Origin of the sequence: Vibrio sp. LQ2, from assembly GCF_023920125.1 — a bacterium.
Taxonomy (GTDB): domain Bacteria; phylum Pseudomonadota; class Gammaproteobacteria; order Enterobacterales; family Vibrionaceae; genus Vibrio; species Vibrio fluvialis.
This window is the reverse complement of record NZ_CP085308.1, coordinates 3,444,993-3,460,805: the sequence shown is the minus strand read 5'-3', so window position 1 is coordinate 3,460,805 and position 15,813 is coordinate 3,444,993. Positions and strand designations below refer to the sequence as shown.

Here is a 15,813-nt window from a genome sequence, read left to right as displayed (position 1 = left end):
CCTATGGCAATACTCAAAGCAGAACATTTAGCCAAGAGCTATAAAAAACGTAAAGTGGTGTCGGACGTCAGCCTGCAGGTTGAATCCGGCCAGATTGTGGGCCTGCTTGGCCCGAACGGAGCAGGGAAAACCACCTCGTTCTATATGATTGTCGGTCTCGTCGCCCGTGATGAAGGCAAAATCTGCATTGACGACAAGGACATCAGTGTCCTGCCAATGCACAGCCGTTCACGCATGGGGATTGGTTATCTTCCACAGGAAGCTTCGATTTTCCGTAAGCTGTCAGTGGAAGATAACATCATGGCCGTGCTGGAAACACGCGAAGAGATGACGCGTGAAGAGCGCCAGGACAAGCTGGAAGATTTGCTGGAAGAGTTCCACATTCAGCACATTCGCAGCAGTGCCGGTATGGCGCTGTCTGGTGGTGAGCGCCGCCGGGTGGAAATCGCGCGAGCACTGGCCGCCAACCCACAGTTTATCCTGCTGGACGAACCGTTTGCCGGGGTTGACCCGATTTCGGTTATCGACATCAAGAAAATCATCGAACATCTGCGTGATCGTGGCTTAGGGGTGTTGATCACCGACCACAACGTTCGTGAAACCTTGGATGTGTGTGAAAAAGCTTATATCGTAAGTCAGGGACGCTTAATCGCAGAAGGAACACCGCAGGAAGTGCTCAACAACGAGCAGGTGAAACAGGTTTATCTCGGTGAACAATTCCGTCTATGATTAGAGTAGATTGAGATCAATTCTAACAAAAACAAGGCAGTTAATACTGAATGAAACCCTCATTACAGCTCAAGCTCGGTCAACAGTTAGCCATGACACCTCAGTTGCAGCAAGCGATTCGCTTATTGCAGCTGTCGACATTGGATCTGCAACAGGAAATCCAGGAAGCGTTGGAATCAAATCCGCTGCTGGATGTTGAAGAATCAATGGAAGAGTTTTCGGCCGCTGAACATTCGACCGCCAGTGAGGAGAAAGACGCCAGTGCTGACATCGCCGAACCTGAACCGCAAGACAGCTCAGAACTGATCGAAAAATCGGAAATCAGCGCCGAACTGGAAATTGATACCACTTGGGATGACGTATACAGTGCCAACACTGGCAGCACCGGCATTGCCCTCGATGACGACGCACCTGTCTATCAGGGCGAGACGACCCAGACCCTACAGGATTACCTGTTGTGGCAACTGGATTTGACGCCGTTCAGCGATACCGACCGCACCATCGCTCTGGCATTAATCGACGCCATCGACGATTACGGTTACCTCACTCAATCTCTGGAAGAGATTCTGGAAAACTTCAACAGTGAAGAGATTGAGCTGGATGAAATCGAAGCGGTGCGCAAACGCATTCAACAGTTCGACCCGCTGGGCGTTGCCTCACTGAATCTGCAGGACTGCCTGCTGCTGCAACTGGCCACGTACCCATCCGACACCCCTTGGCTGGAAGAAGCCAAGACGCTCCTATCTCAGTACATCGACTCTCTTGGCAACCGCGATTACAAAGTCATTCTGAAAGAGACTAAACTCAAAGAAGAAGAGTTGCGCGAAGTGCTACAGCTGATTCAGCAGTTGGACCCAAGACCAGGCAGCCGTATCGCATCAGAGCATGCTGAATACGTCATCCCTGATGTGTCGGTATTTAAAGAGCATGGCAAGTGGATTGTGACCATCAATCCGGATAGCGTGCCAAAACTTAAAATTAACCAACAATACGCCGATCTGGTGCGCGGAAATAGTGCTGACAGCAACTACATCCGTACCAACCTGCAAGAAGCTAAATGGTTAATTAAGAGCCTCGAAAGCCGAAACGAGACCTTGCTCAAAGTTGCCAAGTGCATAGTTGAACATCAGCGTGATTTCTTCGAGTATGGTGAAGAAGCCATGAAGCCGATGGTTCTCAACGACGTCGCGCTTGCCGTGGATATGCATGAATCGACCATTTCTCGTGTTACGACACAGAAGTACATGCATACCCCGCGTGGCATATTCGAATTGAAGTACTTTTTCTCCAGTCATGTTAGTACTGACAACGGCGGAGAATGTTCATCTACCGCGATTCGAGCACTGATCAAAAAATTGGTCGCTGCGGAAACCCCAGCCAAACCATTAAGTGACAGCAAGATTGCGGCTCTACTCGCTGATCAAGGGATTCAGGTGGCAAGACGTACCATCGCCAAATACCGCGAATCCTTGGGCATCGCCCCTTCAAGTCAGCGCAAACGCCTGCTATAAGGCCTAACTGAGAAGGAAAGTCTATGCAAATCAATATTCAAGGCCATCACATTGATCTTACCGATTCAATGCAAGACTATGTTCACTCTAAATTTCAAAAACTTGAACGTTTTTTCGACCATATCAATACTGTTCAGGTGATTTTACGTGTTGAAAAAACGCGCCAAATCGCTGAAGCTACGCTTCACATTAACCAAGGAGAAGTTCACGCCACTGCGGAAGATGAAATCATGTACGCAGCGATAGATGGCCTCGTGGACAAGCTCTCTCGTCAACTCAACAAGCATAAAGAAAAGCTAAGTAGCCACTAACATGCAATTACGCGAAGTACTTTCACTGGACTGCACCAAGAGTGCAGTCCAGTGTTCTAGCAAAAAAAGAGCCCTGGAAATCATCAGCGAAATCGCCGCGCTGCATACGGGTCAAAACGCCACTGAGCTGTTTGAGTGTATGCTCAGCCGCGAGAAAATGGGCAGTACGGGGATTGGCAACGGTATCGCCATTCCGCACGCTCGAATGACCTCCAGTGACCAGGCTGTGGCCGTGTTGGTGCAGTGTGAGGAACCGATTGAGTTCGACTCCATCGACAATCGTCCGGTTGACCTGCTGTTTGCCTTGCTGGTCCCGGAAGCTCAATGTAAAGAACACCTCAAAACCTTGTCTTGCATGGCTGAACGCCTGAACGACAAACAGACTCTGAAACAGCTGCGCGGTGCTACCAGTGACCAGGAGCTGTACGACATCATGGTTAACCAACCTCAATAGGTCCCCCATGCGTTTAATTGTTGTGAGTGGTCAATCTGGCGCAGGCAAAAGCGTCGCGTTGCGTGTCCTGGAAGATCTGGGCTACTACTGCGTGGACAATCTGCCCGTCGGTTTGCTGCATGCCTTTATGCAATCGGTTCAGGGCAGCAAACAAAATGTCGCCGTGAGTATCGATATCCGGAACCTGCCGAAAGAACCCGGCTTGGTGGAGGATGTTCTTGACCAACTCAAACAAAACAACGATGTCAGCGTACTCTTTCTGGATGCCACCAAAGAGACGCTGATGAAACGCTATAGCGAAACCCGTCGTATTCATCCGCTCTCGCTCAGTGAAGGCAAGCCGACGCTGGCTCAGGCGATTGAACTGGAAACCCGTTTACTGGAGCCGCTCAAAGAGCAGGCGGACTTGTTGCTCGACAGCAGCAACAAATCGCTGCATGAATTGAGTGAAACCGTGCGCATGCGGGTTGAAGGCCGCGAGCGCAAAGATCTGGTGATGGTATTTGAATCCTTCGGTTTCAAATACGGCTTGCCCAGCGACGCCGACTATGTGTTCGACGTGCGCTTTCTGCCTAATCCACACTGGGAACCGGATCTCAGACCGCTCACCGGGCTGGACGCACCGATCAAATCGTTTCTTGAAAGCCATGCTGAAGTGATGGAACTTAAGCTGCAGATTCAGAAGTTCTTTGAGCACTGGCTGCCATTGCTGGAAAAGAACAACCGCAGTTACCTGACCATCGCGATCGGGTGTACCGGCGGGAAACACCGCTCAGTCTACCTGACCCAACAGCTTGGCGAATACTTTGCTGAAATGGGTCACCAGGTACAAATTCGTCACACCTCGTTGGAAAAAAATCTGTCATAAGGAAATGATATGCCACAAGCCAGCCGTACCGTCCTGATCCAGAACCGCCTGGGCTTGCATGCCCGCGCTGCCGTTAAGCTGGTTGAACTGGCTCAATCATTTGATGCCGTGCTGATCATTCAGAGTCAGGAAGGCAAAGAAGCGACGGCTGACAGTGTCATGGGGCTGCTGATGCTGGAGTCTGCGCAAGGGCAAAACGTCACCATTTCCGCCGAAGGTTCTCAGGCAGAGCAAGCGCTCGATGCCGTATGTCACCTAATTGAAGATAAGTTCGAAGAAGAAGAATGACGCACTTTCGAAAACGAAATTAAATGCTCATGATTAATAATAACGTATTAAATAAGACCTAAAATTAAGTTACTATTCAACGCATTGTCACAATTCAAGCATTAGGGGGAAGCGATGGCCGAGCAAATCGAATTTGACCAAGCTCACCAAACCCTCCAAGAAATCACAGAAGCGCTGGAAAACGGCCGCTTCGTCCATGTCCGCCGACAATTGCAGGACATGGAACCGGAAGATATAGCCAGCCTGTTAGAAGCCTCTCCCCGCAAAGCACGTGATGTGTTGTGGCAACTGACCGATCCTGAAGATTACGGTGAAATCCTTGACGAGCTAAGCGAAGACGTCAAAGACGCGCTGGTATCCAAAATGGCTCCGGAAAAACTCGCGGAAGCCACCGAGGGCATGGATACGGATGACGTCGCTTACGTTCTGCGTAGCTTACCCGACGACCTGTCCCGTGAAGTTCTGGCGCAAATGGACGCCGCTGATCGACTGCGCGTTGAAACCGCGTTGGCGTATCCGGAAGATACCGCTGGCGGCCTGATGAATACCGACGTGATCACCATTCGTGGTGACGTCGACGTCGACGTAGTCCTGCGTTATTTGCGCATGAAAGGCGAACTGCCCGAAGCCACCGATGCCCTATATGTCATTGACGATGACAGCAAACTGATTGGCCATTTATCGCTGGCCACCCTGCTGACCACTCAGCCGGATGTCCAGGTCAGTGAAGTGATGGACGACGCTGACGAAGCGATCAAAGTCGATACCAAAGACTCTGACATCGCCAGCCTGTTTGAACGCCGTAACTGGATTTCAGCCCCCGTGGTGGACGAGAACCAGCATCTGGTCGGTCGTATCACCATCGATGACGTGGTCGACGTGATCCGTGAAGACGCCGAACACTCGATGATGAGTATGGCGGGTATGGACGATGACGAAGATACCTTTGCACCCGTGGTCAAATCCGCGCGCAAACGCAGCGTCTGGCTGGGCGCCAATGTACTGGCCGCTCTGGCGGCAGCTTCGGTATCCAACATGTTCGAAGCCACTCTGGAACAGATGGCGGCAATTGCGGTCCTGATGACCATCGTACCGTCGATGGGCGGTGTCGCAGGTAACCAAACAGTAGCCCTGGTGATTCGAGGCCTCGCTCTCGGTCATATCGGTGACAGTAACCGGCGCGAACTGCTGCTCAAAGAGGCGGCGATCGGCTTTCTCAACGGTATCCTGTGGGCGCTGATCATCGGCGCGATTGTCGTGGTGTGGAAAGGCGAATGGTTGCTGGGCGGCATTATTTCTGCGGCGATGATGACCAATCTGTTTGTTGCTGGTGTGGCAGGCGTCACCATCCCTGTGCTGCTCAAGAAAATGAAAATCGACCCGGCTCTCGCTGGCGGTATGGCGCTGACCACCGTCACCGACGTGGTCGGCCTTTCGGTATTTTTGGGGCTGGCGACACTGTTTATCCGCTGAAGTGAAATCCAACGCAACAAAAAAGCGCAGACCTTGGTCTGCGCTTTTTTATCCTGCAGGGCTTATTCACCCGCCACTTTCATGGTTTCCAGCAGAATCGAACCGGTCTGGATTTGCGAGCGGGTTTCCGTATCGCTACCGACCGCCACAATCTGGTTGAACATGGTCTTGAGGTTACCCGCAATGGTAATTTCCGATACCGGGTATTGAATTTCACCATTCTCAACCCAGAAACCGGCGGCGCCGCGTGAGTAATCACCGGTCACCACATTCACACCCTGACCCATCACTTCGGTCACCAGCAGACCAGTGCCCAGCGCTTTAAGCATCTGCTCAAAGCTCTGTCCGGTATGTTTAACAAACCAGTTATGTATACCGCCCGCATGGCCGGTTGGAGTCATTTTCATCTTACGCGCTGCATAGCTGGTCAGCAGGTAAGTCGCCAGCACGCCGTCGGTAATGATTTCGCGATCTTCCGTGCGCACACCTTCACTGTCAAACGGGCTGGATGCCAGGCCGCGCAATACGTGGGGACGCTCTGAGATGTTGAACCAGGAAGGCAGGATCTGCTGACCAAGATGATCGAGTAAGAATGACGATTTGCGGTACAAGTTGCCGCCACTGATCGCCATGACCAGATGGCCCATCAAGCCAGTTGCCACATCCGATGCGAACATCACTGGATATTTGCCGGTTTTGAGCTTTTTCGCATCGAGACGGCTCACCGTTTTCTCCGCAGCATCAAGACCAACACGTTCAGGAGACCACAGGTCATCGACATGACGCGCCACGGTGTAGCTGTAGTCGCGTTCCATCTCGCCATTCTGGCCCTGACCAATCACACAGCAGCTGATGCTCTGACGGCTCGAGGCGTAGCTGGCCAGCAAACCATGGCTGTTACCATACACTTTAACGCCGTAATGGCTGTCGTAACTGCCGCCATCGCTCTGTTTGATTTTGTCACTGTATTGCAGCGCAGCACGCTCCGCTTCAATGGCAATTTGTGCCGCTTTGTCTGGATTCGGTTCATCCGGGTGGAACAGATCCAGATCCGGAATATCGGTCACCATCAGCTCTTTCGGTGCCGGACCGGCATACGGGTCTTCCGAGGTGTATTGAGCAATGTCCAGCGCCGCCAACACGGTTTGCTGAATCGCCTTTTCACTTAAATCAGAGGTAGATGCACTGCCTTTACGCTGACCACGGTACACCGTGATACCCAGCGCACCGTCACTGTTAAATTCCACGTTTTCCACTTCGCACATGCGAGTCGAAACACTTAAACCTGTGCTTTTGGTAATGGCAACTTCAGCGGCGTCAGCACCGGCTGAGGCCATGTCGAGCGCTTTTGCAACGGCCGCTTCAAGCTCGGTACGCTGCACAGCGACTTGCTGTCTTACATCCATATCTCATCCAACTATTGCGCTTTAATGTGGTTAGGATAACAAGAATTTCGCTTTCTCCCCACGATTCTTGCTAAAATAGCAGACATAAATAACTCATTAGTGAAGAAAATGGCTCGTAAGAATCAAAAAGCCCCTTGGGAAGACGAAGACGAAATCATCTGGGTAAGTAAGACCGAGATGAAGAACGATATGATTGTGCTGCAAAAACTGGGCGAAGAACTGGTTGAACTCAAGCCGTCTGTGCTGGCGAAATTCCCGCTACCCGATGACTTGGCAGCCGCGATCAAAGATGCGCAGCGTTTTAAAAACGAAGCACGTCGTCGTCAACTGCAATACATTGGCCGTCTGATGCGTAATATTGACCCAGAACCGCTACAGGCGGCGCTGGACAAACTGCGCAACAAGCACTCACAAAATACTGCGGTGCTGCACAAGCTGGAACAGATGCGCGATCGCATCGTCGAGCAAGGTGATGACGCAATCGAAGACGTGATGGCACTGTATCCGGATGCCGATCGTCAACGTCTGCGTCTGCTGGCACGTCAGGCGAAAAAAGAGAAACAAGGCGAGAAACCGCCAAAAGCTTCTCGCGAAATTTTCCAGATGCTGAAAACCCTCAACGACCAAGAGTTCTGAGTGTTTCTGCCTGTGGTAATCACGAAAAAGGTTGGCCTATGCCAACCTTTTTTCTTGCTTGTCATTGAGCAAATCTTCGAAAAAACGCTTATTCACCTGCGCGAACAAATTCCGCCAGTGGCGCGTAGCTGTGCTGCGCCGTCAATGCAGCAATCGGCTCCATACGCTGCACTTGGCCCTGGGCCATAAACGCAAAATGCGTGGCGATTGCACGGGCATCACTGATGTGGTGCGTCACCATTAACACGGTGATACTGCGTTCCGCTGCCAAGGTTTTTACCAGCGTTAACATTTCCTCACGCAGCAGCGGATCCAGTGCGGAAAACGGCTCATCCAGTAACCACACCGGATGCGGCTGAACAAAACAGCGGGCCAGTGCGACGCGCTGGCGTTGACCACCAGACAGTTGCTCCGGCAGACGATCGAGAAAATCCCCCACCCCAACCATGTTAGCAGCACGCACCACCTGTTCACGCTGCGCGGCACTGAGTTTGAGCCCTGGATGCAATCCCAAACCAATGTTGTCACGCACGCTCAGGTGCGCAAACAGATTGTGCTCTTGAAACAGCATCGAAAACGGACGCAGGTAAGGTGCTTTCCCTACCACCGACACAGCTTCACCATTGCTTTGCACGTGAATATCACCGCTGTGCGGCTCAATAAAACCGGCCACCAAGCTGAGCAACGTCGACTTGCCCGCTCCGCTTGGTCCCATCAGTGCGACAATGCTGCCTTGCACGACACTGAGATCAAACACGAACCACTCATCCTGATATTCGTAACGCACATTATCCAGCACTAACATGAGCTTCTCCGCGATGATGTAGAAGACGAACGCACTCGAAACAGGCGTTCAATCAGATAAAACAGGCCAACACTCAGCACCAGCAGCACCAGTGATACCACCGCCGCGGCCTGCATTTGATAGCTGCCCAGCAGTTGATAGAGATAGAGCGGCAGCGTGCGAAAATCTTGGCTGCCAAACAGCGCAATCGCACTCAAATCGCCCATCGACAATAGAAAACTGATGGTAAACGCATGCGCCAGCGGTTTGCGCAGTGCGCGCAGTTCAATCAAGCGCAGGCGTTGCCAGCCGCGCATTCCTAAACTGGCACACAAGAACTGGTATTGTTGCGCCAGATGCAGCATCGGTTGGCTGAGCGTCTTGACCACATACGGCAACGCCATCAGGCCATTGACCGCCACCACGACCCAATACGCGAGGCTGAACACATCAGTCAGATTACGCAGCAGTAAGAACAATCCGGTACTGATCACCAGGCCCGGCGTCACCAGAATGATGGTGCCAATCAGCTCAAGTCCGCTTGCCCGGCGCGGGTGTGACTGCAAACGCCAGTGACGACTGGTGATGATGATCGCCGCCCCCGCCAGCAGCGCCAGCGAACTCGCCAGCACCGCGACCTGCAACGATGCGCCCATCGCGCTCCAGAAATCACCACTGCTCAGCACACTGACGAACTTATTGTTGAGACCACTCAGCACCACCATCAGCAGCGGTGGGATGACCAGCAGCAGAGCAAGGCTGATCCATGCTCCATCCCACAAGCGGCTCCAGCGCGAATCACGCAGCCAGCGCTGCTCGGATAAACTGCCACTATTGACCGGCAACGGACGCGAAATGCGTTGAATCGACAGGGTCAGCAAACCACACAGCAACATCTGCCACAGTGCCAAGAGCGCGCCAGTTTGCAGATCGAAATCGAACTTGATCGCCTGGTAAATCGCCAGCTCAATCGTGGTCGATTTGGGCCCGCCCCCCAGTGCCATCACGGTGGCAAAGCTGGTAAAACACAGCATAAACACCAAGCCAAACACATGTGGCAGTTGCTGACGCAGACGCGGCCACTCCACCGCGACAAACTTGTGCCATCCCTTCATACCAAGATGAGCACACAGCTTATGCTGCTCAGCCGGAATGGTTTCCAGACTTTGCAGTAGCAAACGCGCGGCATACGGCAGATTAAAAAACACATGGGCGAGCAAAATGCCGTTGAGGCCATACAATGAAAACGGCAGTTTGAGCTGCCAGTGTTGCAGCCCGCTTGCCAGTAAGCCACTGTTACCATAGATAGCCAGCAGGCCAAAAACCCCGACCAGCACAGGCAGCACCAGCGTCATAGCAAACAGTTTGAGCAGCAGTCCGCGCCCGGGGAAACGGCGGCGGCTTAACGCGTGCGCCACGGGCACCGCCAGACCAACACTGAGCAGCGTCGACAACAGGGCTTGATAAAAACTGAACCAGGTGACGTGGCGATAATAAGCATCGCCCCAGATCTGCCCCAGATTGAGATTCGGCGCTTGCCACAATAACGCGCTCAGCGCAGAAAGGACAAAGGCCGCGACAACTGCCGCGACCCCGATGCCAAGTTTAGGCGTACGACTTTGCATTAATGGCTCAGAATGTCAGGGCGTTTTGCCATTCACGAATCCAGCCTTTGCGCTTCGCTGCCACCTCTTCTGCGCTGAACGACAGCGATTTGGCTGGCACACTCAACGTCTCGAAACCTTTTGGCAGCGCCACGTCGGTCACCGGATACATCCAGTTGCCCGTTGGCATCAATGACTGGAACTCGTTGCTGAGCATAAATTGCAGAAACTCATCCGCCAACTTGTCGTTTGGCGACCCCTTCACTTTGGCCGCCACTTCGACCTGCATGTAATGACCTTCGGCAAAGTTCGCCGTTACGTACTTGTCATCGTTTTCAGCAATCAGGTGATAAGCCGGCGATGTGGTGTAAGACAGTACCATGTCGGATTCGCCATCCAGGAACATCGAATACGCTTCCGACCAGCCTTTGGTCACGGTCACGGTTTTGTTGGCCAGTTTCTGCCACGCCTGCGCTGCGTCATCGCCATACACCGACTTCATCCACAGCAACAAACCTTGGCCTGGCGTGGAGGTACGCGGATCCTGATAAATCACGCGCAAATCGTCGCGCTTTTCCACCAGCTCTTTCAGGCTGGTCGGCGGGTTGGTCAGTTTTTGCTTGTTGTATACAAAGGCAAAGTAGCCGTAATCGTACGGTACAAAGGTGTCATCACTCCAGCCGTTTGGCAGGTGCACCGCGTGCGTATCGGTGGTGTGTTTGGCTAACAAGCCTGTTTGTTTGGCTTCCACCATCAGGTTGTTGTCCAATCCCAGCACCACGTCGGCTTTGGTCTTGTTACCTTCCAGGCGCAAGCGGTTAAGAATCGACACGCCGTCATCGAGCGCAACGAAGTTGAGATCGCAGCCGCATTGGGCTTCAAAGGCTTTTTCTACAGCCGGGCCAGGGCCCCAGTCCGCAGCAAAAGAGTCGTAGGTATAGACGGTTAACGTCGGCGCCGCAAGGGCTGCAGAAGAAAACAGGGTTGCCATCGCAATGGCCGTCAGTTTGGTATTCAAGGCTCGCTCTCCTCATTGAGCGGCACAGGCTTGAGGGAGGATGTGATCAGTCCGTTAATCGGTTTCGCAAACCCAGCTCAATTCCTACGCCAGCATTATCTGGTTCAGGTGTATAACCGCAAAGTATTGTGCAGGGCACAACCTTTGTGACTAATGCGGGTCCCAAGCTAGGCTTGATCTCAGCGCCATTCACATGGTGAATGGTGGGCTCCCCGATGAGTGGTACGGATTGTAATTCTATTCGCGTGAAAAAGCGACTCACACGCGTTGGTCGTAACCCCAGCGCGTCACCAATTTCTGTTCAATGCCGAGATGATCCAGTATGCGTGCCACCATAAAATCGACCAGATCGTCAATCGACTGGGGTTGATGATAAAAACCCGGTGCCGCCGGCATGATCGTCACGCCCATTTGCGACAGCTTGTGCATGTTTTCGAGGTGCAACGTCGAGAACGGCGTTTCGCGCACCACCAGCAGCAACTGACCACGCTCTTTCATCACCACATCGGCTGCACGTTCGATCAGATTGTCCGACATACCATGGGCAATCGCCGCCACACTGCCGGCTGAGCACGGACAGACCACCATCTGCTTCGGCGCCGCAGAACCCGACGCCACCGGAGAAAACCAGTCTTCTTTACCGCACACCACCAGCTTGTCGGCGTCACACCCCAAATGGGCGACCAGTGCCTCTTTGGCCGCTTCCGGTCCGGCAGGGAGTTTGAGGCCGTGTTCCGTCGCGAGTACCACTCTCGCTGCTGATGAGATCAGCAGGTAAACGGTGTAGTCCGCCGCCAGCAGACATTGCAGCAGGCGCAGGCCATAAGGCGCGCCAGAGGCACCCGTCCAGGCCAACGTGATGGCTTTATGTTGTTTTGTCATAGCGTTATCGCACGTTCACTGTTTAATCTTCACGCAGGCTGCTGCGCTTTGGCTTTGAGCGCCGCTAGCAGTTTGCCATGAATACCGTCAAACCCGCCGTTGCTCATAACCAGAATCTGATCGCCCGACTTGGCTTCCTGGCAGATTTGCGCCACAAAGTCAGCCATATTGTCGCCCACATGAGCGGGCTGCGAACATTGCTGTGCCACATCTTGCACTGACCATGGAATATTAGCAGGCTGGAACAGATAGACCGAATCCGCTGCCGCCAATGATGCTGCCAAGGTTTCTTTGTGCACACCCAGTTTCATCGTCGCCGAACGAGGCTCCAGCACCGCAATGATTTTGCTGTCGCCGACCTTATTACGCAGCCCGCCTAATGTCAGTTCAATCGCCGTAGGATGATGGGCAAAATCGTCATACAACGTGACACCATTTTCTTCACCTTTCAGTTCCAGGCGGCGTTTGGTATTCACAAATAGTCCGAGCGCCTCACACGCCAGATCCGGCGTGACGCCGACATGGCGTGCCGCTGCGATGGTCATCAAGGCGTTATTGACGTTGTGGTCGCCGACCAAATCCCATTTTACGCTGCCGACACGTTCACCCTTGAGCAGCACATGGAACTCAGAGCCATCTTTACGGACTTTTTCCGCCTGCCAGTCGCCCTGCTCGCCAGTGAATTCGGTTTCACTCCAACATCCGCGGTGCAATACATCGGCTAAAGCGGCGTCTTGTTGCGGTGCAAGAATACGGCCATTGCCCGGCACGGTACGCACGAGATGGTGAAATTGGCGTTTAATCGCTTCCAGATCATCGAAGATATCTGCATGATCGAACTCAAGGTTATTCATCACCAAGGTGCGAGGATGGTAGTGAACGAACTTCGAACGCTTATCGAAAAAAGCACTGTCGTATTCGTCCGCTTCGACAACGAAAAACATGCTATCGCCCAAGCGCGCCGAAATGCCGAAATTGCCCAGCACTCCGCCGACCAGAAAGCCGGGTTGGTAGCCACAATGCTCTAACACCCATGCCAGCATGCTCGAAGTGGTAGTTTTTCCGTGCGTTCCCGAAACTGCCAGCACCCAACGATCATGCAAAAGAAAATCTTGCAGCCACTGCGGACCTGAGGTGTAACGCAGGTTATGATTCAGCACATATTCCACGCAAGGGTTTCCACGACTCATTGCGTTGCCAACCACCACCAGGTCTGGCCTCGGTTCCAATTGTGCCGGGTCAAAACCTTCGATAATTTCGATGCCCTGAGCCTCCAACATAGTGCTCATTGGCGGGTAAACATTGGCGTCACTACCGGTCACTTTATGGCCCAATTGGCGAGCCAACATGGCGACACCACCCATGAACGTGCCACAAATTCCCAGAATATGAATGTGCATAAACCTAGCCTCATTACGACTGTTTTGTATTGCGCTCCATTATCCTGATTCGCATCGCAAAAGCGAGCGTCGCAAATCAGAGCAATGTAATTTCCAAAAAGTCGACAAACAAATTGAGATCTTCGTCTGTTACTTCATTACCCATAAAAAGATCTAACCCCTAAAATCCTCGCTAGGCGCGAGTGCAAATAAGTTCCCCCCAAAGAACCCGCCACCGTGCCGACATACTCCCCCAAAAAATTAGTGTTAAGGAAACAACATGTCTGAGATGCGCACCCTTGGTGAGTTCATTGTTGAGAAACAACATGACTTCCCCCATGCAAGTGGTGAACTATCCTCCCTTCTGGCATCGATTCGTCTTGCTGCGAAAATTGTTAACCGCGAAATCAACAAAGCGGGCCTGGCCGACATCACTGGCGCGTCTGGTAACGACAATATTCAGGGCGAAGAACAACAGAAGCTTGATGTTTACGCGAACGAAAAATTCAAATCCGCTCTCGAAGCGCGCGATCAAGTGTGTGGCGTGGCGAGTGAAGAAGAAGATGAAGCCGTCGCGTTCAACAAAGAACTGAACAAAAACGCCAAATACGTCGTGCTGATGGATCCGCTTGACGGCTCATCCAACATTGATGTGAACGTTTCAGTGGGCACCATTTTCTCTATCTACCGTCGTATCTCGCCGGTAGGCGGTCCACCGACTGCAGAAGACTTCCTGCAACCTGGCCACAAACAAGTAGCGGCGGGCTACGTCATTTACGGCTCTTCAACCATGCTGGTGTACACCACCGGCAACGGCGTGAACGGCTTTACTTACGATCCATCGATCGGTTCGTTCTGTCTGTCGCATGAAAACATGTGTATTCCGGAAAACGGTAAGATTTACTCGATCAACGAAGGCAACTACATTCGTTTCCCGACCGGCGTGAAAAAGTACATTAAGTACTGTCAGGAAAATGTGCCGGAAGATGGCCGTCCTTACACTTCACGTTACATCGGTTCATTGGTGGCGGATTTCCATCGCAACCTGCTCAAAGGCGGTATCTACCTCTATCCGAGCACGCAGAGCCATCCGAACGGCAAACTGCGTCTGCTGTACGAATGCAACCCGATGGCATTCCTGATTGAGCAGGCTGGCGGCACCGCTTCTGACGGCGTCAACCGCATCATGGACATCAAACCGACCGAACTGCACCAGCGCGTACCGTTCTTCGTTGGTTCGAAGAACATGGTGGCGAAAGTGGAAGAGTTCCTCGAAGCTAACCCAGATTAAGTCAGATAGCGCCGCACTTGCGGCGCTGTTTTTTAGGGCTGATAAAATTCAGGCAGTTAGCGGCAAGCTGTGGCCAATTGTCGTGCTTAGACTTAGGTTTACTTGGGAATCGGGCAATTTGAGAGTAAACTCTCTGCTTTGCTGTGCGTTGATTTTTGCACCTCAGCTAATCTTGAATAATAATAAGTCTCGATTTTTTGAAGTCCGGCTAACGAAAAGGAAACCTTAATGAGCTTAAACAATGTGCCAGCGGGCAAATCGCTTCCTGATGACATCTACGTTGTAATCGAAATTCCAGCGAACGCTGATCCGATCAAATACGAAGTAGACAAAGAGTCTGGCGCTGTGTTCGTAGACCGTTTCATGTCTGCTCCAATGTTCTACCCATGTAACTACGGTTACGTGAACCACACTCTGTCTCTGGACGGTGATCCGGTAGACGTACTTGTCCCAACTCCATACCCGCTTATCCCGGGTTCAGTTATTCGCTGCCGTCCGGTTGGCGTTCTGAAAATGACTGATGAGTCTGGTGAAGACGCGAAAGTTGTTGCGGTACCGCACTCTAAACTGTCTAAAGAGTACGACCACATTCAGGACGTAAACGACCTGCCAGAGCTTCTGAAAGCACAAATCACTCACTTCTTCGAGCGCTACAAAGAGCTTGAATCAGGCAAGTGGGTTAAAGTAGACGGTTGGGAAGACGCAGCTTCAGCTCGCGCTGAAATCCTGACTTCTTACGAGCGTGCTCAGCAAAAATAAGCGCTAAGCAACGTTAAAAAAGCCAGCACGATGCTGGCTTTTTTGTGGCTTAAATCCGTTGACACCAGTCACCGGAATCAATGATGGAATCGAGTCGGCTGGCATCCTGATAGATGTATATCCAGGCGGTGCCATAGGGGGTTTCAATCGTTTCACGTCGGTACTCCACTGGTACATCTTCCAGAATGTCCAGCTTCGCCAGCGTCTCCTCATCAACCCGATACACTTCACCATGAATCGACTGATGACCGGCGACTAAGCCCGGATACGGCCCCAAGTCGTGCAGCGCATATTCTGGCTGCGTATCAAACCGTCCGAGTTGTTCACTGTCGGTCAGATAGTTGTGATTGCTTTCGCCCTGACGCAACGTGCCATAAACAAATACCAGATGCTGCACACTCTTCTCCCTGTTTGCATTCG

At 52.4% G+C, this 15,813-nt stretch carries 17 protein-coding genes; 10 read left to right on the top strand and 7 right to left on the bottom strand.

The features are described 5' to 3' along the window. The first annotated feature begins 3 nt into the window (after window positions 1–3). From lptB to mgtE, 7 genes are all read left to right on the top strand, one after another. Window positions 4–729 carry an LPS export ABC transporter ATP-binding protein gene (gene lptB / locus LGV68_RS16195; protein ID WP_020329530.1) on the top strand — a complete coding sequence of 242 codons (726 nt, stop codon included), beginning with the start codon at window positions 4–6 and terminating at the stop codon, window positions 727–729. Between the two features lie 50 nt (window positions 730–779). Beyond that, a complete protein-coding gene (locus LGV68_RS16190; RefSeq protein WP_158142569.1) occupies window positions 780–2,240 on the top strand; it encodes an RNA polymerase factor sigma-54 in 1,461 nt (486 codons plus the stop codon). A 23-nt stretch (window positions 2,241–2,263) separates the two neighbouring features. Further along, window positions 2,264–2,551, top strand: coding sequence for a ribosome hibernation promoting factor (hpf, locus tag LGV68_RS16185; RefSeq protein WP_020329528.1), 288 nt, complete (start codon window positions 2,264–2,266; stop codon window positions 2,549–2,551). A 1-nt stretch (window position 2,552) separates the two neighbouring features. Beyond that, window positions 2,553–3,005: a PTS IIA-like nitrogen regulatory protein PtsN gene (ptsN, locus tag LGV68_RS16180; RefSeq protein WP_020329527.1), complete on the top strand. Its 453-nt coding sequence runs from the start codon at window positions 2,553–2,555 to the stop codon at window positions 3,003–3,005. Window positions 3,006–3,012: 7 nt separating this feature from the next. Further along, window positions 3,013–3,873 carry an RNase adapter RapZ gene (gene rapZ, locus LGV68_RS16175; RefSeq protein ID WP_055451912.1) on the top strand — a complete coding sequence of 287 codons (861 nt, stop codon included), beginning with the start codon at window positions 3,013–3,015 and terminating at the stop codon, window positions 3,871–3,873. Between the two features lie 9 nt (window positions 3,874–3,882). Next, on the top strand, window positions 3,883–4,161 hold the full coding sequence (locus LGV68_RS16170; protein WP_202641019.1) for an HPr family phosphocarrier protein: 279 nt from the start codon (window positions 3,883–3,885) through the stop codon (window positions 4,159–4,161). A 114-nt stretch (window positions 4,162–4,275) separates the two neighbouring features. Continuing rightward, on the top strand, window positions 4,276–5,634 hold the full coding sequence (gene mgtE, locus LGV68_RS16165; protein ID WP_020429062.1) for a magnesium transporter: 1,359 nt from the start codon (window positions 4,276–4,278) through the stop codon (window positions 5,632–5,634). A gap of 62 nt (window positions 5,635–5,696) precedes the next feature. Here mgtE and pmbA read toward each other — a convergent pair whose 3' ends face one another. Further along, complete coding sequence (gene pmbA / locus LGV68_RS16160) at window positions 5,697–7,040, bottom strand: metalloprotease PmbA (protein ID WP_100267620.1); 1,344 nt, start codon at window positions 7,038–7,040, stop codon at window positions 5,697–5,699. A 108-nt stretch (window positions 7,041–7,148) separates the two neighbouring features. Here pmbA and yjgA point away from each other — a divergent pair, with 108 nt between their 5' ends. After that, window positions 7,149–7,676: a ribosome biogenesis factor YjgA gene (gene yjgA, locus LGV68_RS16155; RefSeq protein ID WP_020329522.1), complete on the top strand. Its 528-nt coding sequence runs from the start codon at window positions 7,149–7,151 to the stop codon at window positions 7,674–7,676. Between the two features lie 88 nt (window positions 7,677–7,764). Here the strand turns inward: yjgA and thiQ are convergent, their stop codons facing one another. The 5 genes from thiQ to mpl all read right to left on the bottom strand — a co-directional run bounded on the left by thiQ (window position 7,765) and on the right by mpl (window position 13,364). After that, window positions 7,765–8,481 (bottom strand): thiamine ABC transporter ATP-binding protein, encoded by a 717-nt coding sequence (gene thiQ, locus LGV68_RS16150; protein ID WP_222761049.1) that lies wholly within the window; start codon window positions 8,479–8,481, stop codon window positions 7,765–7,767. Then, complete coding sequence (gene thiP / locus LGV68_RS16145) at window positions 8,475–10,085, bottom strand: thiamine/thiamine pyrophosphate ABC transporter permease ThiP (protein ID WP_252535669.1); 1,611 nt, start codon at window positions 10,083–10,085, stop codon at window positions 8,475–8,477. Before thiP ends, thiQ begins: the two co-directional genes overlap by 7 nt. A 7-nt stretch (window positions 10,086–10,092) precedes the next feature. Then, on the bottom strand, window positions 10,093–11,082 hold the full coding sequence (gene thiB, locus LGV68_RS16140) for a thiamine ABC transporter substrate binding subunit (RefSeq protein ID WP_252535668.1): 990 nt from the start codon (window positions 11,080–11,082) through the stop codon (window positions 10,093–10,095). A 258-nt stretch (window positions 11,083–11,340) separates the two neighbouring features. Next, entirely contained in the window at window positions 11,341–11,964 is a 624-nt protein-coding gene (locus tag LGV68_RS16135; protein ID WP_222778010.1) for a flavin prenyltransferase UbiX, read from the bottom strand. A gap of 29 nt (window positions 11,965–11,993) precedes the next feature. After that, complete coding sequence (gene mpl / locus LGV68_RS16130; RefSeq protein WP_154183981.1) at window positions 11,994–13,364, bottom strand: UDP-N-acetylmuramate:L-alanyl-gamma-D-glutamyl-meso-diaminopimelate ligase; 1,371 nt, start codon at window positions 13,362–13,364, stop codon at window positions 11,994–11,996. Between the two features lie 259 nt (window positions 13,365–13,623). Here mpl and fbp point away from each other — a divergent pair, with 259 nt between their 5' ends. Further along, window positions 13,624–14,634 carry a class 1 fructose-bisphosphatase gene (gene fbp / locus LGV68_RS16125; RefSeq protein WP_020329516.1) on the top strand — a complete coding sequence of 337 codons (1,011 nt, stop codon included), beginning with the start codon at window positions 13,624–13,626 and terminating at the stop codon, window positions 14,632–14,634. 228 nt (window positions 14,635–14,862) lie between these two features. Next, window positions 14,863–15,393, top strand: coding sequence for an inorganic diphosphatase (gene ppa, locus LGV68_RS16120; RefSeq protein WP_020329515.1), 531 nt, complete (start codon window positions 14,863–14,865; stop codon window positions 15,391–15,393). Window positions 15,394–15,442: 49 nt separating this feature from the next. On the opposite strand, the gene LGV68_RS16115 is transcribed toward ppa, so the two are convergent. Next, a complete protein-coding gene (locus tag LGV68_RS16115; protein WP_020429075.1) occupies window positions 15,443–15,790 on the bottom strand; it encodes a gamma-glutamylcyclotransferase in 348 nt (115 codons plus the stop codon). Window positions 15,791–15,813 lie beyond the last annotated feature (23 nt).